Annotated in this window: 21 protein-coding genes and 1 tRNA gene; 13 read left to right on the top strand and 9 right to left on the bottom strand. The window is 57.7% G+C overall.

The window, feature by feature from the left end; translation table 11 throughout:
- The first annotated feature begins 207 nt into the window (after window positions 1-207).
- Both VK574_RS09760 and VK574_RS09755 read left to right on the top strand, forming a co-directional pair.
- Window positions 208-1,728: a hemolysin family protein gene (locus tag VK574_RS09760; protein ID WP_472799653.1), complete on the top strand. Its 1,521-nt coding sequence runs from the start codon at window positions 208-210 to the stop codon at window positions 1,726-1,728.
- Between the two features lie 62 nt (window positions 1,729-1,790).
- Window positions 1,791-2,567, top strand: coding sequence for an enoyl-CoA hydratase (locus VK574_RS09755; protein WP_472799652.1), 777 nt, complete (start codon window positions 1,791-1,793; stop codon window positions 2,565-2,567).
- 34 nt (window positions 2,568-2,601) lie between these two features.
- Here the strand turns inward: VK574_RS09755 and VK574_RS09750 are convergent, their stop codons facing one another.
- A complete protein-coding gene (locus VK574_RS09750) occupies window positions 2,602-2,871 on the bottom strand; it encodes a hypothetical protein (protein WP_472799651.1) in 270 nt (89 codons plus the stop codon).
- 767 nt (window positions 2,872-3,638) lie between these two features.
- Between VK574_RS09750 and VK574_RS09745 the strand changes: the two genes are divergently transcribed.
- The 4 genes from VK574_RS09745 to VK574_RS09730 all read left to right on the top strand — a co-directional run bounded on the left by VK574_RS09745 (window position 3,639) and on the right by VK574_RS09730 (window position 7,823).
- A complete protein-coding gene (locus tag VK574_RS09745; RefSeq protein WP_472799650.1) occupies window positions 3,639-4,121 on the top strand; it encodes a hypothetical protein in 483 nt (160 codons plus the stop codon).
- Window positions 4,122-4,360: 239 nt separating this feature from the next.
- Window positions 4,361-4,702 (top strand): hypothetical protein, encoded by a 342-nt coding sequence (locus VK574_RS09740; protein WP_472799649.1) that lies wholly within the window; start codon window positions 4,361-4,363, stop codon window positions 4,700-4,702.
- 248 nt (window positions 4,703-4,950) lie between these two features.
- A complete protein-coding gene (locus VK574_RS09735; protein ID WP_472799648.1) occupies window positions 4,951-5,295 on the top strand; it encodes a hypothetical protein in 345 nt (114 codons plus the stop codon).
- 650 nt (window positions 5,296-5,945) lie between these two features.
- Window positions 5,946-7,823 (top strand): acyloxyacyl hydrolase, encoded by a 1,878-nt coding sequence (locus VK574_RS09730; RefSeq protein WP_472799647.1) that lies wholly within the window; start codon window positions 5,946-5,948, stop codon window positions 7,821-7,823.
- Here the strand turns inward: VK574_RS09730 and VK574_RS09725 are convergent.
- Together VK574_RS09725 and VK574_RS09720 are read right to left on the bottom strand one after the other, a co-directional pair.
- Complete coding sequence (locus tag VK574_RS09725; protein WP_472799646.1) at window positions 7,820-8,284, bottom strand: metallophosphoesterase family protein; 465 nt, start codon at window positions 8,282-8,284, stop codon at window positions 7,820-7,822. The genes VK574_RS09730 and VK574_RS09725 overlap by 4 nt on opposite strands.
- Window positions 8,281-8,775, bottom strand: a complete 495-nt coding sequence (locus VK574_RS09720) for a hypothetical protein (RefSeq protein WP_472799645.1) — start codon at window positions 8,773-8,775, stop codon at window positions 8,281-8,283. Before VK574_RS09720 ends, VK574_RS09725 begins: the two co-directional genes overlap by 4 nt.
- 300 nt (window positions 8,776-9,075) lie before the next feature.
- Here VK574_RS09720 and VK574_RS09715 point away from each other — a divergent pair, with 300 nt between their 5' ends.
- The gene (locus tag VK574_RS09715) at window positions 9,076-10,398 is read left to right on the top strand and encodes an AmpG family muropeptide MFS transporter (RefSeq protein WP_472799644.1); all 1,323 of its coding nucleotides are present in this window, start codon (window positions 9,076-9,078) and stop codon (window positions 10,396-10,398) included.
- 186 nt (window positions 10,399-10,584) lie between these two features.
- Entirely contained in the window at window positions 10,585-11,373 is a 789-nt protein-coding gene (locus tag VK574_RS09710) for a CAP domain-containing protein (protein WP_472799643.1), read from the top strand.
- On the opposite strand, the gene VK574_RS09705 is transcribed toward VK574_RS09710, so the two are convergent.
- The 5 genes from VK574_RS09705 to VK574_RS09685 form a co-directional block, all read right to left on the bottom strand.
- Window positions 11,370-12,326, bottom strand: coding sequence for a tetratricopeptide repeat protein (locus tag VK574_RS09705; RefSeq protein ID WP_472799642.1), 957 nt, complete (start codon window positions 12,324-12,326; stop codon window positions 11,370-11,372). The genes VK574_RS09710 and VK574_RS09705 overlap by 4 nt on opposite strands.
- A 140-nt stretch (window positions 12,327-12,466) precedes the next feature.
- Complete coding sequence (locus VK574_RS09700) at window positions 12,467-13,195, bottom strand: CE1 family esterase (RefSeq protein ID WP_472799641.1); 729 nt, start codon at window positions 13,193-13,195, stop codon at window positions 12,467-12,469.
- A 64-nt stretch (window positions 13,196-13,259) separates the two neighbouring features.
- On the bottom strand, window positions 13,260-14,804 hold the full coding sequence (locus tag VK574_RS09695) for a glycosyltransferase family 39 protein (protein ID WP_472799640.1): 1,545 nt from the start codon (window positions 14,802-14,804) through the stop codon (window positions 13,260-13,262).
- 20 nt (window positions 14,805-14,824) lie between these two features.
- Window positions 14,825-15,445 (bottom strand): HAD family hydrolase, encoded by a 621-nt coding sequence (locus tag VK574_RS09690; RefSeq protein WP_472799639.1) that lies wholly within the window; start codon window positions 15,443-15,445, stop codon window positions 14,825-14,827.
- Between the two features lie 68 nt (window positions 15,446-15,513).
- Complete coding sequence (locus VK574_RS09685) at window positions 15,514-16,095, bottom strand: carboxymuconolactone decarboxylase family protein (protein WP_472799638.1); 582 nt, start codon at window positions 16,093-16,095, stop codon at window positions 15,514-15,516.
- Window positions 16,096-16,258: 163 nt separating this feature from the next.
- Here VK574_RS09685 and VK574_RS09680 point away from each other — a divergent pair.
- The 3 genes from VK574_RS09680 to VK574_RS09670 all read left to right on the top strand — a co-directional run bounded on the left by VK574_RS09680 (window position 16,259) and on the right by VK574_RS09670 (window position 19,205).
- Window positions 16,259-16,333, top strand: a tRNA-Asn gene (locus VK574_RS09680).
- Window positions 16,334-16,618: 285 nt separating this feature from the next.
- Complete coding sequence (locus VK574_RS09675) at window positions 16,619-17,722, top strand: tyrosine-type recombinase/integrase (RefSeq protein ID WP_472799637.1); 1,104 nt, start codon at window positions 16,619-16,621, stop codon at window positions 17,720-17,722.
- A gap of 523 nt (window positions 17,723-18,245) precedes the next feature.
- Complete coding sequence (locus tag VK574_RS09670; RefSeq protein ID WP_472799636.1) at window positions 18,246-19,205, top strand: AAA family ATPase; 960 nt, start codon at window positions 18,246-18,248, stop codon at window positions 19,203-19,205.
- A gap of 319 nt (window positions 19,206-19,524) precedes the next feature.
- On the opposite strand, the gene VK574_RS09665 is transcribed toward VK574_RS09670, so the two are convergent.
- Window positions 19,525-19,860, bottom strand: a complete 336-nt coding sequence (locus tag VK574_RS09665) for a hypothetical protein (RefSeq protein ID WP_472799635.1) — start codon at window positions 19,858-19,860, stop codon at window positions 19,525-19,527.
- A 109-nt stretch (window positions 19,861-19,969) separates the two neighbouring features.
- Between VK574_RS09665 and VK574_RS09660 the strand changes: the two genes are divergently transcribed.
- Window positions 19,970-21,043 carry a DUF6094 domain-containing protein gene (locus VK574_RS09660; RefSeq protein WP_472799634.1) on the top strand — a complete coding sequence of 358 codons (1,074 nt, stop codon included), beginning with the start codon at window positions 19,970-19,972 and terminating at the stop codon, window positions 21,041-21,043.
- Window positions 21,009-21,692, top strand: a complete 684-nt coding sequence (locus tag VK574_RS09655; RefSeq protein ID WP_472799633.1) for a hypothetical protein — start codon at window positions 21,009-21,011, stop codon at window positions 21,690-21,692. The genes VK574_RS09660 and VK574_RS09655 overlap by 35 nt, the downstream gene beginning before the upstream one ends.
- The last annotated feature ends 270 nt before the right edge of the window (window positions 21,693-21,962 follow it).

The raw sequence follows: 21,962 nt of genomic DNA, 5'->3' as shown, positions 1-21,962 counted from the left end.
TCGCTCCTCGAATATGAAAGCCGAATGAATGAGCCAAATGCCGGTGAAGAATGGAAACTCCGCAACGGTAACAGCAATTTCAGTTCCAAAAAGACGGAACGAAGCAGACTCGACATCGCTTTCAGTCGCTCTGCCGGCTGTAACCGGATACGCACCCTGCGCGTGGTTAGTTCCAGACATGGCTGTGACTCGCCTTATTCCCAATTGGTGAGCACCAAACTGGGCACCCCAGGGGCGAATGCTATCCTCACAACCGAGATGCACGGTCTGCCGCTTCTCCAGGTTGTCGCCGTCGCCATGCTGATTCTGGCCAATGCCTTCTTTGTGGCCGCCGAATTCGCGATGGTGAGTACTCGCGACACCCGCATCGAGCAACTGCTCGCCGCCAAGGTATCGGGCGCGCGGGCCGTTCGACGCCTTCAGCACGATCTCGATTACTTCTTGCCGGCGGTTCAGCTCGGTGTCACGTTGTGTTCCCTGGCGATCGGTTGGATCGGCGAACCACTGGCGGCCAACATCGTTCTTGGCTGGATCAACCTGTTGCCGCAGCCACCCTCTCACGCGCAGGTTTATGCGCATGCGGCAGCGATTGTGTCCGTCGCCATCGGTTTTGCAATCATCACGTACTTTCACGTGACCATTGGCGAACTCGTTCCCAAGTCACTTGCCCTGCGCCGTGCCGAGGCACTGGCGGTCGCCGTAGCGCCGCCCATGCTGATCTTTATGCGCATGGCGCGGCCGGCGGTGAGGCTGCTGAAGGTTTCGGCAGCTGTCATTCTTCGCGGCTTCGATATCCCTATGACGGAGCGCGCTGCCGTCCACTCACCCGAGGAACTGAAGCTCATCACCACGGCCGCGCGACGTCTCGGTCTGCTGCCGCGCTTTCAGGAGACGCTGATTCATCGGGCAATTGAGCTGGACGATGTGCCGGTGCGGGAGATCATGACGCCGCGTCAGCGCATCTTTTCGCTGCCGTCGAACATGCTGATTGAAGAGGCCAGCGCGCAGGTGATCGAGCACATGAACTCACGCGTTCCGGTATACGACGAGACGCGTGGTCCGGAGCATATTATCGGGGTTGTTTACTCGAAGGATCTTTCCCGGCTTATGTTCTTCCGGCCCAAATCGCAGCAACGCCCGGCTGTGCAGCAGAGCAGCGATGATGCGGCCGCTTCACGTCCCGTGAATCCGCAGCTTGGCCTGCCATTCATGGAATTGCGGCTGCGGCAGGTGATGCGCGAAGTGCTGGTTGTGCCGGAGACCAAATCCGCGCTGGCGCTCCTGCGCGAATTTCAGAAGCGACGCCGGCAGATGGCGATTGTTGTCGACGAGTTTGGATCGACGGTAGGACTTGTCACCGCGGAGGACGCCATAGAGCAGCTCACCGGCGAACTGGAAGACGAGTTCGACGATCCAGCGCGCCCCGTGCTTGCCAATGCGCAGGGAACGCTGGTGCTGGAGGGTGGAGCCAACCTGCGCGATCTGGAGACACAGATGCAATGGAGCCTGCCGCGAGATGGAGGGGTGGAGACCATCGCCGGATTCATGCTCACGCGCCTCGGCCACATTCCAAAAGCGGGCGAGAGCGTGGACTATGAAGGCCGCCGGCTCACGGTGGCGGAGATGGAGGGCCGCCGCATTGCGAAGATTCATGTCGACCCCATCGACACAGAGGCCGAGACACAGAGCAGCAGTGCAGCCGACCCCAGCAATGCGGCTTCATCCTGAAGGAGCCGGTCGCAAAGCAGGAGGATTGCTCGAAGGTCCCACCCGTGGCTTAGGATCGTGGGATGAATTACGAGAGCATCTCCTTCGAAACCGAAGACAACATCGCAGTGGTGACCCTGAATCGACCGCAGCGGCGCAACGCTCTTTCGCTTTCACTGATGCGCGAGTTGATCGACTGCCTGAGTGCGATTGGAAACCGGCGTGATCTGCGCGTGGTAATTCTGGCGGCAGCAGGCAGCGTCTTTTCTTCTGGCCACGATCTCTCGGAGATGGTCGGGCGCGAACTGGAGGAATACCGACAGCTCTTTGCCATTTGCACGGAACTGATGGCCAGGTTGCAATCGATTCCTCAGCCAGTGATCGCCGAAGTGCAGGGGATGGCTACGGCCGCCGGGTGCCAGCTTGTGGCAAGCTGCGACCTGGCGATTGCGGCTGAACGAGCCAGTTTTGCGACGCCCGGCGTGAGAATCGGGCTTTTTTGCATTACTCCGATGGTGGCTCTGAGTCGGGCACTCGGACGCAAGCGGGCCCTTGAGATGCTGCTGACTGGGGAGGCGATCGATGCACAGACGGCGGCCGATTGGGGACTGGTGAACCGGGTGGTTCCAGCGGAGCGGTTGCGCACGGAGACGGTCAGGCTGGCGCGCCGGATTGCTGAAGCCAGCGACATGGTGGTGGCTTTGGGCAAGAATGCCTTCTACGCCGAGATAGACCTCGATCAGCCGAAGGCTTACGCATGCGCGCAGGAAGTCATGAGCAGGAACGCAGTCGCCTGCGATGCGCAGGAAGGGATCTCAGCTTTCCTGGAGAAACGGACTCCGTGCTGGACGGGGAAATGAGCGATACCCGCGGGCGGAAGTTTGTTTTATCGGGTCAGCCTCCGGCGTAAGTCCAGTTCGTTTCGATTACCTGGTGCCCTTGTTTACGCAGTGCGTCGGCCTTATCTTTTTCGGCGTTCTTCGATGTGACCTGGTCGCAGGTGACGCTTATACCTCCCTCATTGCCGGATTGGCCGAGGTACGTCCTGAAGTCCTTTGCCCAGGGCTCTTCCATCATTTGGGTTGGGTCCGCCGTTTTGATGGGGAAGACCGCGCTGATGCGCACGACCTGCGCGGTCGGGGTGGTGTAGCACAGCATTTGCACGGGACCGTTTGCACTCGTAGCTTCACCCGGAGATGAGGCTGACTTACAGGAAGTACAAAACCAAAAACCGCAAAGCGCGACTGCAAGGCACGTGGTTCGCATGACTCTGTTCTGCATCGTTCCTCCATGAAGCCGGCCCCGGATCAGACACAGTTTTGAACCGATTCAGCGCAATTGGATCAAGGGATGATCCCAAGAGTATAGAGGCGGCGGCGCGGGAAGGCAGAAATCATTGACAACGAAGATGTCCTTATCCTCTCAGTTCCCTTTGAGGCCGCTAACTGTGATCCGCTCAACGGAGCGGAAACGTCCGGCGTTTTTCACTTTTCGCGTCATTTGCACTGTTCAAGGCGCAAAAAATCGTTGAAATTCGAACTGTATTGTTTTGTAGATAAACAAGATACGACGATCATGGTGCATAAGATGGGAACACTACCTAGGGAGGGGTGGGCCTTTTCGCCCCAGCGCAACTGGTGATATCGGATTCGCGCTCAATTTCGCGTCGTCAGGGATCCAGAATAGCGAATTGGAAGAAATAAACTGCAAATCTTCGCAAATTTTTTGCGGTTTGTTTTCAGTCATTTAGGGGGAGTTGATAGACAAAATGGGTTGACACCGGCAAAAGTGGAGCCCTTTCGGCAGGCTTGGTCGAAAGCGAAAGTCCAAGAGGCACATGTTACTTGCGTTACAGGAGTAATTCGGACTAGCGTTACTTAACTCTTGTTTGGTAACACCTAGGTGCTACACAATGCCACCAAGGGTTGACTATGAGACAAGAAACCTATCGATTCGCACTTGACCAGGCGACTGCGGAACTCAACGACATCGTTACGCAATTTGAGTCGCTGAAAGCTAAGAAGGAACAGATCGAGAAAATTGTTGAGGCTCTCAGGCCTTTCATCGGTCTGCAGGCCGAGACTCTAACCGTTGAGGCGAGCGCATCATTCTTTGCTCCCGAGTTTGCCCCAGCGCCCGTGGTTGAACAGACAGTTTCAGAAGAACCAATCGCATTCACCTTCATGCAGGTTTCTGGACCGGGCATGGAGGTTGAGAAGTCGGAGCCGGTTCACGTGAAAGCTCACGTGGAAGAGAAGGAAGAGATTCTTGAGCCGGTGCACGCACTGGATGAGGCAACACCGGAACAGGTTGCATATTTTCGGCAGCCCACGGCAGATCCGTTCCAGCGGCGCATCGACGATGCATTGTGGGGGTGGCAGCAGAGGCCGGAGGGGCTTCTGTCGCCTATATAGGAGCAATTGGGCCAATCGTGAAGGAGTAGTCGGAAAAAGGGCCATAAGATGCGGGCCGTTCCGCCCAAATTGAAGCGGAAATGGTCAACCCAGACAGGCGCTCCCCGCCCACAGGCGGAGAGCGCCTGACCGCGTCTATATGCTGCACTTTGTTAGAGATGCGACTAACATGATAGTTGCAGAAGGAATATATTGCGGGCTTCGGGAATCATGTTAAATTCGCCACTGTGGAGATCGATATGAAGCCCAATCAAGGTGAAGTTTATCGTATCGCGTTCGACTCAGCGAACTCTGAATTGAACGACATTCTGGGTGCGTTCGAGGAACTCAGGGCACGCAAAGATCGGATTGAAAAGGTTGTGATGGCTCTTAAGCCACTGCTAGGCGCCGAAGAAGCCGCCGCAGCCGCCGCAGCGGTGCAAAGCGCTTCGGATGCCGCCAACGAGGCGGCCCAGTCGATGGAAGAAGTTCCGGCATATCAATATCAGAGTTCGAATGGTGCTTCGTCGGATCCCTTTGCGCGTCGACTCGACAGCGCACTCGGACACGGCGTGGGACGGAAGTTCAGCCGGCAGTTCTAAACCCGGGTCAACCCAGGCTCAACGGCTGGCGGTGCGATGCACCTGCCTGCCGTTGAGCTTTTTTGTGTCGGATTTGGGGTTGTCGCTTCCCACTCATGACGCGATAAGGCTACGTCATGAGCGGGCACAGGGCTGCGTCGTCGTGGGCACTCGCGGTTCTCAAATCCGCGTGGGGGCAGGGTAACTCTTACTATTGACTCTTACTTTATGTCCTTTTCTGCGTGCTAGACTACGCGCCGGGAGAGGGCATGAAACCGCAAGGAAATGTAGAGATTTATCGTGTAGCATTTGACGCTGCGAATTCAGAACTGGCTGAGATCAGTGCGGAGTTTGAGAGACTTCGCATTCGGAAAGAACATATCGAGAAGCTGGTTCAAGTTCTGCAGCCTCTGATTGCCGAGGGGGAAGAAACAGTCGAGCGTACTTCGGTTGCAGGATCAGCGCCGAATACGGAAAACACAGCGGAATCGCCCATCGAGGCGCGCGGCGGGTCGGAAGCGGTTCCCGCGGATCCATTCCAGCGCCGTATCGATCACGTGCTGGGAATCGGCGGCGGTATCCGTGACGTGAGGAAGTACAGCAGGCAGTTCTAGAACGTCATTGTCAGCGAGGTGCGATCGCTAGTAATTCCTGCGCGATCGGCAGCCTTTTGCTCTCCTTTTCAATTTGCAAAAAATTGCAGGTTGGCAAAGTGCATCCGTCGCGCGGCGCGGGGTGATGGAACTGGCGCGCGCTGATTATCGTTGAAGCCAGCCCATGAAGCAGTTTTTTGTCCGCCTCGCGTTGACGCTGCCGGATGTCTGGCGGGTGGTGTCGCTTGTGTTTCTTCTGATTCACCTTGTACCAAGCGGTCCGATCCAGATGATGTGGACGAGGGTGGGATTATGCGCTGTTGCAGGGAAACCTGCTCTCGATCGGGCTGACCTATGTGCTGGTGAACCTGTTGACCGATCTGGTTTACCGGCTGGTGAATCCGCGGATGCGCTGAAGCGGGAACGGCGCCTGGGGATGGCAACAATGGTTTGGATGGAGGCAGGGGTTTGGCCTGCTCTTGCATCCAAGGTCAACAGGTGATCGAACCTAAGTTTGTTCCCTGGATGCCCGAATTTGATTTTCCTGATGAGCGTCTGCGTGACATCCATGTCTAATGGATTGCTGGCGAAGCGGCCGGTTTCCCCTTTGGCGCGTCGCGCGGGATTTACAAACAATCGAGTCGAAAAGTTGGTTCAGGAGGCATGCAGTCTTGAAGTATCCCAACCGTGAGAGCTCGTGTATCGATGCGGAGCAGTGGCCGGTGGTTGTTGATTCGCGGAAGAGAGCGGAGTTTGGATTCCCTACGTGGGTGCGTTTAAGCCGGCGGTGGCGAGCGGCGGGTTTGGTCGTCGTGCTGCTGGGGGGAGTGAGCGCCGCGATTGCGCAGTCGGCGGAACAGGGGATGCAGACGGTGGGATCTTCTACGACCGTCGATCGGCCGAGGTCGGGGAGAGACAGGCAGGCGGCGTCAGAGAATCCGGATGCGCCCAGACCGGTTCTGCTGCAGGCCGCAGGCGACCCGCGGCATACCGGAACGGGGGAAGTTGCGCTTCAGAACGCGCTACAGACGGGGGAGATTGCCGGACTGCCGGCATTTGACTCTGCCGATTGGAGCGTATCGCCGGACGCAAGTTTCGATCCGAGTGTAGAACCGGCGGCTCACGCAACCTATGTACCCCTGAAGGATTGCCCGACAGATGAGACGCGCGCGCGGGAGTGCCGGATGCACTGGGGGCCGATGGTAATGGAGTCGGTGCTCTTCAACGCATTCGAGGATGGCGGGAATATCTATACAGGCTATTGGTATCGCAACGAAACGCTGACGGGCAGATGGTGGGACCGTTATGTGGCGTCGGTGGATGAGTGGCGGTGGAGTCGCTGGAGCGACAACAACCCGATTCTGGACGATTATGTTGGCCATCCCATGATGGGCGCGATCACGAACAGTATCTGGATTCAGAATGACCCCAAGGGAATGACGCTTGAGTTTGCGAACGACAGAGCGTATTGGCGCAGCAGAATGCGCGCGCTGGCGTGGTCGACCTTCTACAGCTTTGAATGGAAGCTCGGTCCGACGGGGGAAGCCGCCGTTGGACATAACGGTGATCACTTCTTCTTTGACAAGGGCGTGCTGACCAACGAGACGGGATGGGTCGAACTGGTGACAACGCCCGTTGGCGGCTTTGGCTGGACGATCGCGGAGGATTATCTCGACAAACATGTGGTAACGAAGCTGGAGGACAAAAGCCGTAATCCGGTTTTGCTCACGATATATAACTTTCTGACGCCCGCGCGCGGCTTTGCGAACATCCTGCGATTCAGGCCGCCGTGGTATCGCGATTCGCGGATTGTGAAGGCGAACAGCTTCTGGAGCGATCCGGGGGAGGGCGTTTCGGCATCAACGGCGGATGCAATCCGCTACGCGTCGCGGCATCACGACAGCAAGGCAGAGTCGTATCTCGCCTCGGTGGAGCGGGTGCCTGTTGCGGCGCCGGCGAACTGGCAGGGTCCGGGCGGGAAGCATGAGTTCGGCGCGTGGTGGGGAATATCGCTGATGAGCGGCCACATTTGGGGATTTGCAGGGGATGTGAAGTACATGCCGATTGATCTGCGGTACTCGTATGAGTTGCACCGGCATCACGAGTCATGGACGATGCGGTATTCGCCGGAGATGACGGCACTTGCCATGCTGGACTGGCCCACTCCGAACACCACTTCGACGAGAACGGCGTTAAACCAGCGCAAGCGCGCATACGGGAGCGGCTTGAGCCCGGTGGGATTTCAGATGGACTTCCGTCCGCTGCATCGAGTGCAGCCCTTCCTCTCGACGGATGGGGGATTCATTTACTTCAGCGATCGGGTGCTGAGCCCGGAGGGGTCAAGGTTTATGTACACGATCGACTACGGAGCTGGGCTGAATATCTTCCACCACAAGAGCCAGGCGATCACGATCGGCTATCGCTACCAGCATTTGTCGAATGCGAACATCAGCCTGCACAACCCTGGCACGGATGCGAATACGTTCTACGTAGGAGTTTCGCGGTTCAGGACGAAGGGCGATCAGCGGACGGAACTGGATTTGCGCTAAGGCAAATCGAGGTGGATGATCTCCGCGGACGGATTGGAATTTTTTTCGAGCGTCAACAATCCAATGCTGACGGGAAGCTCGAAGCGGCGGGGGCCGCAGGAGCCGGGGTTGAAATAGAGCACTCCCTTGCGATGTGCGATGTGGGGTTTGTGGGAGTGACCGTAGAGCACCGCCGCGAATTTGGCTGGGGCCGGATCGAGGTGCAGAGTCTGCACGTCGTGGAGCATGTAGATGTAGTGGCCCTCGAGCAGCAGGACTTCAGTTTCGGGCAGGCGACTGCAGGGGCCACTGCGATCGACGTTGCCGTGAATGGCGGTGACAGGAGCAAGCTTCTCAAGGGATTTGAGGATGGCTGGATCGCCGACGTCGCCGAGATGCAGGATGCGCTCGACGCCGGCGAGGGCGGGGAGGACTTCAGGGCGGAGCAGGCCATGTGTGTCGCTGACGACGCCAATTTTCATCGACCGAAGCTGAAGAGAAGCGACCAGCGGCTCCTGGATTTTTCCATCTCAGGTTGGTGGACGGGATCGACCATCTGGCGGGGGTAGCCGGGCGTCCCCGCATTATCCATCGCCACGCAGTAGACACCGCTCCAATTCCTTTGCCACTGCCAGTCTCTTCCCGCTCCGGTTGCCTGTGCCTCGATGTGAGTTGCGGCGTGCGTGGGCGAGAGCTTTTCATTGCAGTGGGGACAGCGCGGCGAGGCGCCCTTGCGGAAGCGTCCTGCGCACATACAGGGCTGGAGAAGGGACTCCCACGATGCATCGATCTCAGCGAACTGGATGGACAGGGGAGGGAATCCGGCCACGTACGGGTTGGTGTAGTTGAGGAGGGCGAGCATTCCGCAGTCGTCGCAGTATGCGTAGGAGTTGTCGCCAAATCCCGAGTGCCAGAGCGAATAGCGGTAGAAGCGCCCGCAATGCTCACAATCGCCTTTTTTCACGATGACCATAGGTTTTTCATAACCCCATTTCCAGACGCATGGGCGGATCGAGCTGATCGCGCAGCGCGTCTCCTAGAAAGTTGAAGCCAAGAACTGCTCGAGCTACCGCCGGAAAGAGAACGAGATGCAGTGAATCAACAAGATGGATTCTCGCGCAGCGAGGCCGGGAGCAGGTGAAGCCATTCGTGTTACGTTGACTCTGTTGGCACTTTCACCTGCATCTAGCCGACGCTGCTCACCGCCGACATCTCGCGATCATTTATTAAGAAAGTAGTGCAAGAAGCTTGAGCGGGATACCTGAAAACTAATATGAAGGAATTGCCCGGAACCAACGGAGTACACGCTCGGACAAACTGGCGAAACGCGGTCGCAGCCTATACAGATCGGCGTGTGCTGCAGGTGCTTGCACTCGGCTTTTCCAGTGGTTTGCCGCTCCTGCTGACGTACTCGACTCTTTCAGCGTGGCTTTCGACGGTGGGCGTGCGGCGTGCGGCAATTGGCACTTTCGCGCTAGTTGGCACGCCCTACGCATTCAAATTTCTCTGGGCTCCGCTAATGGATCGCATACCGCCGCCGCTGCCACTGGGCCGACGGCGCGGTTGGGGAATTTCCATCCAGATACTTCTGATGGGCGCTGTCCTGGGTCTAGGATTGTGCAATCCCAAACGCAACCTGCCTCTGATGGCCGCGCTGGCGGTGCTTGTCGCATTTCTGTCTGCGAGCCAGGACATTGTGATCGATGCATGGAGGGTAGAAAGCCTGAATAAGGAACAGCAGGCTCCTGGAGCAGCCATGATTCAGTCCGGCTACCGGATCGGCATGCTGGCTGCCGGGGCAGGCGGCCTGTTCCTCGCGGCGTATGCGGGGTGGTTTGCGGCCTATGCCACCATGGCTGCGCTTCTCGGCGTGGGGCTTCTGGTGTTCTTGTTTGGTCCCGAACCGAAGGTTGTAGTGGAGACCTCAGATGCAACGGGATCGGGATGGCATGCGATTCGCCACGCGTTTTCGACAGCCGTGATCGGTCCCTTTCGGGACTTCATGAATCGGCCGCTTTGGCCCGTGATCCTGATCGCCATCTTCGGATACAAGATGGGCGAGGCCATGGCAGGAGTGATGTCAACGCCGCTCTATATCTCGCTGAAATTTTCGCTTCCCGAGATCGCGACCGCCTCGAAGATATTTGGATTTTTCTCCATCGTGACAGGGTCCCTCATAGGCGGCGTCGTGACGACCCGATTTGGAATCCGCCGCGCACTGATTCTTTGCGGCATTTTGCAGTCGGTCGGGAACCTGTTCTTTGTTTTGCAGGCCGTCGGTGGGCATCGGATCGGCTATCTTGCTTTGTGCGTCACTGCCGAAAATCTCACGGGTGCAATGGCTGGGACCGCCTTAATAACCTGGCTATCCAGTTTGTGCACACCCGCTTTTACTGCGACTCAGTTTGCGCTGCTTTCCTCGCTTGCATCGCTCAGCCGCACCGTGGTGGCCTCCTCGGGAGGAGTCCTGTCAGAGAAGATCGGCTGGGCGCCTTTTTTCCTGCTTACCAGCGTCGTTGGATTACCGGCCCTCCTTCTGGTCCTCTGGGTCGGACCGCGCGATTTCAGGAATGACCAACGTACACCAGCCCTCTAAAACCCGGTTGGCAGAATTCTCGGCTCTGGTTTCGCGCTGGAGCAGGGCATTCAGAAAATCGCAAGCAACATCGCGCCCGCCACCCCATGGGATTGACGGCGAATGCGCTTTCCGAGGGTCCAGAAGTTGCACATTACGATGGTAAGGATACTGCGACCGCAAAATGAGTTATGTGTATAAGTAGACGTGAATACTTCAGGTAAACAGATCTTCGCCGTCTTTGCGTTATTGGCACTTTGCGTCTGGGCGCGGTCGCAGGCAGGGGCACAATCGCGGCAGGCGGTGGAGCCGGGTAGTGTGCAGTTGATGGCTTTGGCGAACGAAGCCCGCGCGGCAGCGGGCGCGGCGCCTCTTCGCTGGGACAATGCACTCGCGGAGGCTGCGCGCAAGCACTGTCTGCGCATGGCAGCGGAGGGTCCGATTGCTCATCGCTATCCGGGGGAACTCGATCTCTCGGAGCGGGCGGGACTGGCGGGCGTCCACTTTGACTTGGTCGAGGAGAACGTTGCGATCGGTCCGACGCCTTCGGTCATTCACGAAGAGTGGATGCACTCGACAGGGCATCGCGAGAACATGCTGAATCCGGACGTGGATCGCGTGGGGATTGCGGTAATTGCGAGCCGTGGCGTGTTGTATGCGACAGCGGATTATGCGCATGGCGTGCAGGTGCTCTCGCAAACGGAGATCGAGAAGCACGTTGCGGAACTGATCCGGCCGAGCGGGGTGGCGATTGGCGGGAGCACTCCCGCTGCACGCGTCGCTTGCACCATGGAGAATGGCGTGCCTCGGTCATCAGGATCGATGCAGCCGCTCTTTGTGATGCGCTGGCAGGACTCGGACTTGAGCCATCTGCCGAAGGAACTTGCGGATCAATTGGCATCGGGCCGGTATCGCGGGGCGAGCGTGGGGAGTTGCGAGCCGAGCGGGGCTGTTGGCACGTTTACCGCGTACAGGGTTGCGGTGTTGCTCTACTAATCTGAATGGGCAGTTGGCGAAGGCTGGGATGTTTGTCGCGTGTAGACGAGGTCGTACTCGACGTGCCAGGTCTTGCCGCCGTCATTTGATCCCTGCGAGAACTGGCGGACCTTGTCCGGCGCAAGATTGAAGAACTGAAGATGGCGCAGGAGTGTTCCGCCGGTGGATTGCGGCACGTCGTCTGTCCAGTAGTCCATTACACCGTCTTTAACGCCTCCGTGAAAAAAGATGACGCCCGCCGCATTGTCGACCCAATACTGTTCCCAACGCTTGAGGTTGACATTCCACGTGTTGTAGCTCTTACCGAAATAGGGACCTCCGGCGGAAGTCCAGTTCTCCCAGAGGACACAAGCGCCCATTTCCTTTGCAACATGGCTTGAGCCCTGATGCACTCCTGTGGCGGCAGATGCGACGTCCCAATCGCCGACCCAGAAGTCGAACGACCGGAAGTCCGGATCTTCGCACGGAGCAGCGTTGTGCTGCACCTGCTTTGAAAGCTCGATGAATCGCGGGTTCCGACGCAGCGAACTCCACTCGACATCGCCGGTGAGACGGGCAGGCTGAGAGAAGCCGCCATCGGCCGAGGCTTTCAACGACGCGAGCGCGCGATCCGAATCTCCCATCGCAGCATAGATATCGGCGATCTCATAGTCCGCGATGAAAGCGGGCAGACCGTTCGCGGCACCAAGAGTCTTTGCCTTCTGCATCGCATTGATGGCAACATCGAAGTCTTTGTTATGGCGCGCGGAGATGCTGAGTCGATACCAGAAGCGCGCAGTCGTCGGACTCAGCTGCGTAAGAGCGGAATACTGAGTCTCGGCATCGGTCCAGTTCTGGGAACTGTACGCCTTATCGGCAGCGACCGCCGCCGCGTCGTTTGGCGTGGGGGACTGGGGCGATGCGGCCAGGGGCATCAACACGGTTATCAGTACGACGTTGCGAAGGAAAGACATCAGTAGTCCTCAGGTGCGACTTGAATTGCGGACAAATCGTAGCAGTGATGATCTGTCACCGCGGCACAAATCATTTGCAGATTGTGATCGATTGAGGGTTTGGTGTGACGATCAGTGTTCGCGCGGGCAGACGGAACGAATCAAGGCTGGCTTGGATTGCCGGGAGTTTCAAGATGAACGCTCTTCAGAAAGTCCCATGCCTTGGCATTCACCTGGTCGGAGATGGCGTAGTAGTTGTGGTCGTGGTTGGGGATCAGGTTTACCTTGATGTCATATCCGTTCGCGGCATACAGTTTCCGGGTCGTCTCAACGGCATCTACCGGAAAGAACGGATCGCGATCGCCAACCCAGATGGCGATGGGCATTTTGCGATCCGCCTGGTCGAAGAGCCCTTCAGGGTTGGACTGCAGCGCGCCCGCATGAACGGGGGTGGCGGCGAATAGATTCGAATCCATGATGGCGAGAAAAAGCGCGTATGCCGCGCCGGCAGAGTGTCCGAAGAGATAGATGCGGCTGTCATTGATGGGATGGATTGCCTTGACTTGTTCGACAACGGCCTTGAAGAATTCCGGCGGATCAACCGACGATCCCCATCCGGCCGAATCGAAAGCGTCGGGCGCAGCGACGATGAAGCCCTCGCGTCCGGAGAGATCCTTCCATGCCTGGGCCATGATTTCGCCGTTGCGGCCGGAGCCGTGGAGGATGACAACGACGGGCATAGGGCTGGGCTTGTCGGGGACGACGACGTACATGACTCTAGGGTGTCCGGAGAAATCAAAAGAGAGCTTTGAGATTTTTTCTTTGGCGGCGACGGGAACCGTCAGCCGCAGCGCGCACAGCAACATCACGAAACAGCGCAGCATTTTCATCGGTTGCCTTATCAATCGCGTAAAGGAGACCAGTATATGCCTGCGGTTTCGGGATCGCCTCGCCTCAGCCGAAGTCCTGATGTTCTTCCCAGATCTCCGGCCAACTCTTGCGGGAGGGTCCGCAAACGAAAATGTCCGGGTGATCCCGGCTTTCTTCGTTGCGAATGCCAAAAGAGTTGCCATTGTGGCCGGCCCAACGGCAGCCAGTAAAGATGGAGTTTGCCTGTCTCTCGCTGAGGCCAAGGACGATGATCGTGGTGGGTGGATCCGTCGGGTAGCCACGCAGCCACTCAGAGTTGGTCGTGCCGATCGGCGCCGGCAAGCCATAGGCCGGGCCGAGGATTTCAATGGCGCCGTATTCGCCGTAGTTTGCAGTTGTGATCCCAAGGTGCTCACGTTCTTCGGGCGGCAGCGAGTCCCGAATTGACGCAACAGTATGCACCAGTTCATCCCAGCCAAATTCTTCGCGCAGGTCGCCGTTGTTCTTGAGAGCGAAGTCACGCAACGGACCCGAGGAGGCAATAGGTATCAGCCTGGCTACAGCGATAGCACCAAACGCAAACAAGCCGATGAAATAGACAGCGGCGATTGTGCGGCGGGCCCACGACGGCCTGTCCGCAAGCCAGTGCTCAATGACAGCAGCGCCCATGGCAAGCAGCACCGGATAGGCTTCCGCAACGTAATAGAAGCGCCCCTGGTTGATCCAGAAAAACAGAACCGGGACGAGGTACATCGACGCAAGAACGCGATAGCGGCTGTCGCGCAGGAAGGCGATCAGACCAATGATCCATATAGGCGTCGAAAACGGATTTACGTCGAGCAGGAATTGGTATTTCCAGTAACCCTCAGCCCGGCCTTCGCCCACGTCGCGTGCGTGGATGTGCTGAAGGAAATGATAGGAAATGAAATTGTGGCGGATAAGCCAGACGATGTTGGGCAGGAAAAGAGCCAGCGCAACGGCCACGCCGCCCCAGAACCAAGGGCTGATGAAATAGCGGCGGGAGCGCGTGAAGACGAGTCCGATGAGAAGGCCAGCCACGAAAAAGATCACGGAGTACTTCGTGAGCAAACCCATTCCGATGGCGGCTCCAATGGCGAGCCACCAGCGCGGATTATCGGTCTTTAGCAGCCGGATCGTGAACCAGCAGACAAGCACCCACCATAAGAACGAGAATGAAGTGTACTGGAATTCGGTGGATTCAAACAGCGGCAACCCGGACAGTCCGACTGAAAAAGCTGTGACGACCTGGGCCAGCCGATTGCCGCCGAGGTCGCGGGCCATGAGTCCGCTGACAAGGATGACGACAGCCTGGCCGATGACCGAAAAGAGACGCAGGCCTACGAGCGAGAGACCAAACAGACTCAAGCCGATGCGTTCGATGAACGGAGTGAAAGGCGGGTAGGCGACGAAACCCCAGTCGAGGTGTCGCGCATCGGAGAGGAATTGCAGCTCATCGCGATGAAAGCCGTAGCGGCCGTTGGTGAGGATGTGGCCAAGGGCAAATGCAATGGCAATGCAAAACAGAGGAAGCAACTCGGCGCGTGCGGAAGTGGCCGGCGCTTGTTGCGTGTGGTCGACGGGTGCACGGGACACACTGGATCCTGCCACATTCGCCTCCTGAATTCAACTTACGTTCCCGTTTTGGCTCCGGTTCCAGAACTTTCGCGTACGGGCTGGGCGACGAGCACCGATTGCATGCCTGCCGCGGTGGCGGCTTGAATGCCGAGTTCGGTGTCCTCGAAGACGAGGCAGTGCTCGGAGGCGACACCGAGTTTCGATGCGGCCAGCAGAAATCCGTCGGGTGCGGGCTTGCCATGTTTGTAGTCTTCGGCGCAGACGAGCACGTCGAACTTGTCGAGCAGGCCCAGGGCGGTGAGCGAGCCAACAACTGAAGCTCTGCGACTTCCGGAGACGACGGCGAAGGGAATGCGGCCGTGTTGTGCCTCGATGTGCTCGATGACTTCGGGGATGCCTTTCAGCTCATGGAGCTGAGCGTGGTAGTAGCTTTCCTTGCGTGCGGCAAGCGTGTCGACGGGCATGTTCAGGCCCTGCATCTCATTCAAGTCGGCAATGATTTTGCGTACTGGCTTGCCTCCCCACGCGTAAAAGAGGTCTTCTTCGTAAGTGGCGCCGTACTCGGCGAGGGCTTTCGTCCAGGCCTTGTAGTGCAGCGGCATGGAGTCGGCGATGGTGCCATCGCAGTCGAGGAGATAGGCACGAAAGTCACCAGCGGGCAGTTTGAGATTCATCGAAGAGGAGAGCTCCTGGTCAGCTATTTGTTTGATGCCTTGCATTGATCGGTACGAATTCGAGCAGATTATCGCGACGTTGCATCGGTGTGTTCGGTGGGCGCGGCGCGGCCACCTTCGCCGGGTTTGGTGGGTTCCATATTGAGGGCGTTGTTGAAGCGATTGAAATAGTTGAAGAGACCGATGGCGCAAAGCAACTCGACGATCTCGCCTTCGGAGTAGAAGTTGCGCAACGCGGTAAACTGCTCGTCGGTGACGGCGTGGGAATCGCGGGTGACGGTTTCAGCCAGGCGCAGGGCTGCTTTTTCGGCAGGAGTGAAGTCGCCGCGCCGGGACCAGTCGGCAAGGTGGGCAAGCTGGTCGTCGGACCAGCCGAGCGATTTGGCGAGAATGGTATGGCTGGCGAGGCAGTAGGGTGTCTCATTCACCTGGCTGGTGCGCACGATGATAAGTTCCTTGAGCTTCGGTGAGACGGTCCCGGTGTTCAGTACCGCGCCGAAATGCGCCTGCATGGTGGCGAAGATTTCAGGACGGTGAGCCATCACGCGGAACATGTTGGGCACGTTGCCGCGTTGCGCGAAAACCTTGTCGAACAGGGCTGCCAGATCGGGCGTGACTTCGCTGCGATCGAGGCGGGATATGCGGGACATAGGGCCTCCTGACTGGCCGCATGTATGGTAACGGACGGCTGTATTTATGGTAGCGGATGGCCGCGTCGAGGGTAGGCCGGAAGGGCCTTTTGGCGGGGTTCGACATTTTGACGCGACCCGCTGAGTCTGTTAACTTTATAGAGGACAATTCACCGCCAGTCACTCCTCAGTAGCTCAATGGCAGAGCATTCGGCTGTTAACCGAAGGGTTGTAGGTTCGAGTCCTACCTGAGGAGCCAATTAAATCAAAAACTTAGAGCAGTTGAAAGAAGCAGAAGGACACGAAATTGGCCCGATTGTAGTCAATTTTGTCGTCACTCACTTTCAAAACGGGTGCTAACCCATAGCATCCGAGCTCCGTTGTGGCCCCCTGATAGACCGACTCCGGACCTCCAGCCCGAATGTCCTGAACCACGCCCTCGCGCGGTGCCGGGGCTCCTGAAATTTGATCGAGTTTTGCATTCGCCTGAACCTTCAGTCGCGCGCCTACACCGGCGCGCTCACCGACAGGACAGGAGTCCCGAATGGCAACGTATCTCAGGGGAAAGTTTTGGTGGTACCGGTTTCGCTTCGCCGGCGAACGAATCGACGAACCGACAAAATCGACATCGCGAACCGTCGCGAAAGAGGCTGAACGGCAACACCGAAGAACACTCGAAGCTGGCTACAACAACTTCAAAGAGGTTCGGCAGAACCGTGTCCGGGTTCTTGAGGAGATCATTGACGAATACCTCACGGGCTACCGGCTCCGATACCGGTCGGCGAGTTTTGCCGAATACGCTCTCGGACACGTCAGCCGTCTTCTCGGCACAAAGATCGTCGCGGACATCACCGACATTTCAGTTCTCCGCTACCAGGAGGACAGGCTCCGCGAGAAAGCAGCGCCGAAATCGATCAACGAAGAGGTTCGGTTTCTTCTGAAGATGCTGGGAGACCCGGGCGAAGTGATCCGCGCTCATCTCAAGAAGACCAAGCAGCTCAAGCTTACCGTTCACAAAAGCATCGGCAAAGCCTTCGACAGCGAAGAAACGGAGGGTCTCGCAACCAAAGCAAAGAGCTCACGCAGCCCCCATATGTACCCGGCCTTCATGCTCGCCCGCAACGGAGGTCTGCGAGATACCGAGATCAAGACCCTTACCTGGGGCCAGATCAACTTCGTCGCGAAAACGGTCCAGGTAGGCAGAGCAAAGAGCGAAGCCGGAGAGGGCCGAATCGTTCCCCTAAACTCCGAGGTCTACCAGGCACTCATCGACCATCGCGCTTGGTATCGCAAGCGGTTCGGCGATATCAGCGAAGAGTGGTACGTCTTTCCCTGGGGTAGGCCCAGGCCCACGGATCCGACGCGGCACATTACCTCGTTCAAGACGGCCTGGAAGACGACCCGCACCAACGCAAAAGTGAAAGGCCGGTGGCACGATAACCGGCACACACTCATTACGGAACTTGCCGAAAGTGGCGCCGGCGACGAAACCATCATGGAGATCGCCGGGCACGTCGACCGCCAGATGCTTCGTCATTACAGCCATATCCGGATGAAGGCGAAGCGCGAAGCGGTGGAGTCAGTCATCGCCTCTCGAAAGGGAAACTCGCAATTGGGTTCTGCCTCGAAAGCAGGCCCCTCCGCGTAGCAACCGGAGATGTACGGGTCGAATTGACCGAGATCGAATCTCGGGTTAGCTTCTCGGTCAGTTCGGCCGCAGGCTGCCAGCCACAAGGAGAACAGAATGGAATCATTTCTCAATGAAATCCAGGTTTCAGAAAAAATCCAAGTCAGTTTGGCCTGCTTAAGGCGGTGGCGACTTCGCGGAGAAGGACCACAGTACGTAAAAGTGGGGCCACTTGTCCGCTACCGTCCTGAAGCGATAGAGCAGTGGGTGGATGCCCTGCCGACTGGCGGGAACGGTCGAAAACCGAGGTCAGTCAGGGCACCACGCGATCGACTCGCCCAAACGGCTTAGCCGTTTGCTCGGCTGGAATCGTGAACCGAACGCAGCACGGTGAATCCATATATACAAATGGAAATTTGACTGAGTTTTGATGCCGCCTCATGCTGTCTCCGCATTGGAAGGCCTGCGCGTCTTGTCGGAGAACTAGAATGCCAGGCCAATGCGGAACGTGACTCACTTTACCGCTGAGGCGCGAGGAAAAGCGATGTTTGATTCAATCAACGATCTCGCGGCCAAACTCGCAGCCACCGGCTACTTCATCGACCCGGTAATGACTCAGGTGGTCTTTCTGGCCGCCAAGCTGCAAAAACCGCTGCTGCTTGAAGGGCCTGCAGGGTCAGGTAAAACGCAATTAGCCGTTTCTGTTGCCGCAGCAGCGCGCACGCACATCGAGCGGCTGCAGTGCTATCGCGGTGTGACCGAGGACAAGGCGATTGGCCGCTTCGACGAGAGCCTGCAACGCCTGTACATGGAGTTCTCAAAGGGCCAACACGAGGACTGGCAGAGCGTTCAGACGAACCTGAAGGGGCGGGAATTCTTCCGTCCCGGTCCGCTGATGCGCGCGCTCGAATATGACAGGCCCTGTGTGTTGCTAATCGACGAATTGGATAAAGTCGACGATGGGTTCGAAGCGCAGGCGTTCAAACGGGCATGCAGCTGTTTTGGGCTGGGCCGTTATCTCTACAACTTCACTGAGACGTGGGTTCCACTCAACGAATATCGCCAGCCGGTCGAGTTCCCTAAGGTCCCGCATTGGGCGCTGCCCAAAGGGAACAACACGGGCAAGACTCACCCCGCGGCTGGGTCGCGGCCTCCATCGGTGCATCGAGGTCCGATTGACCAGAAGACAACGGTGAGGATTGAGGGATGTCGACGGATCTTGGGAGATCCAATCTATGGGGAGATCCTCTGGCGCGTCGCGCAAGCACGTCAAGCAAGCGCCATTCCGAACGGACAGTTGCAAGCCAATGTTGCCGAGGCGATGGAACGAGCCTCCCGGGGAGTTAGCAAGGCACAGTCCCTCGCCGAGCAGATTGGCGAGACATGCTTCATTGCGATCCTCGACAAGTTGCGAATCGAGTCCATGACTGCGATTCCCAGGCTCGAAAGCCTCAAGACTCTGGTGGCTGAGCTTGAACAGGAGGCGGCCCGAACTGCTGCCTGACGGCAGACACGTTCCACCTTGGACCTCGGAGGGCATATGCGCAATGTATTGATGATTCGCCGCGAGCCGGGCTTGGTTTCCATTCCCGTGGAGAACGCCGTCTATTGCGAGAACTGTGAAACAGTCTCGACTTCGGCCAAGCAGCGCTGCGGACTCTGCGGATCGGAGCAGATCGCTCGATTGGTTCCCTCGATCCCAGAGCCATGGGACCCGGGCCCTGCTCCAGCCGCGGTTCTGGCCGCATAACAACTCGGCGTGATCGTGGCGACAGATGCGTTTCCGGTAAAACCGGCGTCACCATGCCAATTGCGTATCGTCTTCAAACACCAGCCCGGTACCCACTTTCCTCTTCGCCATCCAGGCGACCGTCGTATTTAAGCGCCTGCTCAACAAACAGCGCCCCTAAATCGAGTAGACCGAATGGCGTGCTGGAAATATCAGCCGTCACTACCTGAGATGTCGTCCGGCCTATGAGCCCTTGCGCTTCGAGCCGCGGAAGGGCACTGAGTACATCGACGAAGCGAATGAATCGGTTCCGGGCGGTGAACGAGGTCTCTTTCCATTGCGCAAACACTGCTTGCGCCCATTCGTCCTGCAACTGCCGGTCCTGTGAATCGCCCCCTAGGCCATTTAGTTCGCGGTATTTCTCGATCACCGCCCTCTGGCTCTGATAGATTGCCCGAAGAACGAGAACATCGGTGTCGGTCAGTATCTCCGCGATCCGCAGCGGTCAGAAACTTCATTCCACTAGGCGAGGTGAATTCATGCGGAATGTCGCGCGGCTGAAAATGGGTTACTACCCACTACCGGAAGCCGAGGGAGTGAAACTTCGCTCCCTGCTCTCCTTCACTGTGCTTGCCTCAGTAATCGACCCCTGCGTAGGACAAGGAACCGCGCTCGAGCTTGTGACCAGCGACGCTCCGGTTCGACGTTATGGAGTCGAACTTGATGCCGAACGTGCACACATTGCAGGTACCAAAGGCATCGAGACCATTCAGGGCAACACCTTTGACACTATTGTCCGGCCGGAATCATTCTCGCTTCTGTACCTGAATCCGCCATATGACTCCGAGATCGGCACCATTGCGAATCGGCGCATGGAGGCCGTGTTTCTGGAACACACTTACCATTGGTTGCGAATGGAAGGCGTTCTGATTCTGGTGATCCCATTTGAGCGGTTGCACGATTGCACCGGCATCCTGAGTTCTCATTTCACTAACCTGAAAGTCTTTCGCATGACCGATCCTGATTCGGTCCAGTACAGGCAGATTGCCGTCTTCGGCGTACGCCACGAGGTCAGAGGCTCCGCCGTTGAGAATAATAAGCGGCAGCTCCACGGCATCGGCCTCTATGGGAGCTTCCTGGAGTTGGAGGAGTTGCAGCCAGGCGCATGCGCTCCCTACTCCGTTCCTCCGTCTGGGGAAGCGATGCTGAACTATCGCGGCCTCCCCTACGACATTTTGGAGGACCTTCTTACGATGTCAGGAGCATGGAGACAGGCGGCGCCGTTGTTGATGCCGTACGATGACGTTGCCACCGATCGCCCCATCACACCGTTGCATGGGGGGCACGTTGGCCTCTTGTGCACCGCAGGACTCCTCAATGGCGTCTTCGGCGAGGGAGAAAACCGGCACATCGCTCGCTGGCGGTCGGTCAAGCATGTGACAACCTTCGTTGAAGAAGATAGAGACGGCGAGATCATTCATCATCGGGAACGCTGGACCAACGAACTCCGTCTGGTCTACGTCGATGGGAGAGTGCTCAAGCTCACTGAGACCGCGGCTAAGAAGGAGGGTGAAGGCAATGGAGAATGCACACCTTCGACTCGGGCTGCTTGAGTACGTACGCATTACGGAAAAAGCCTCGACCCGCATTCGCCTGCGGGTCGACCGTTATATAGGCGAAGATCGGCAGGCGCATCTTCTCAGTGTTTTCGGCAACGATTCGGATGTGGGAGCGATCACGGCGGCCGTCCACGAAAAAGCCACATTCAACCTGGCCTTTCCCGACGGTACGACAAAGGATGTTTCTCTGGGCGAACATGCCTCCTGTTACAAGGGGACTGTGACTCTTCCAGACCGAAAACATCCCGTGCGTCATCTGCTCGCAGTTTCGCAGGAACTTCATACCAATGGGAGCGCCGGGCGGACCATCCTGTTACGCTATCGGCGCGAGGAAGCGTGGGCGGCGCTGGTGAGTTTTCTGGGATTGCCCGCCGATCCGGCATGGGCAGATCACATCCTTCAAATCGTCGAGGAAAGGCGCAAGATCGAAGAACTCGATGGCATCGGCTGCCAGCCTGTTTTGATTTCTGCAACGACTGAGGAAATGCTTGAGTGGATTGGTGATGGTCTGCGCTCGCAGGCGCTGAATTTTCCGAGTTCAAACAATCCCATCCGCTGGTCGCGCCATCCGGTTCGGCTACTGCTACAGCGATCGTTTCCGCATGGACATCCATGCCCAAAAATCGTAACTTCTCTCTCATGACCGGTTCCCTCCGCTTGTGGCTCTGGACTGGCGTTCTTAACAAACTCAGCCTAACCCACAACTAGCGCATCGAGCCGGTCACACCATAATGACTACCCCAAAATGGGGCGTATGTCCGAGTGGCCCACCTCTATGTAAGTCCAAGTCAAGAGAAAAGCACAGAATTCCTGGGCGCGCACCGGAGGGCGCGCAATTTGTCTGATCAGGATCTGCCTCAGCGCAACGGTGCCTCTCGGCCGATGATTCCTGCATCAAGCAGAACCACACATC

It is taken from the genome of Occallatibacter sp., from assembly GCF_035317045.1.
GTDB lineage: Bacteria > Acidobacteriota > Terriglobia > Terriglobales > Acidobacteriaceae > Telmatobacter.
This window is presented reverse-complemented; position numbering and strand designations above follow the sequence as displayed.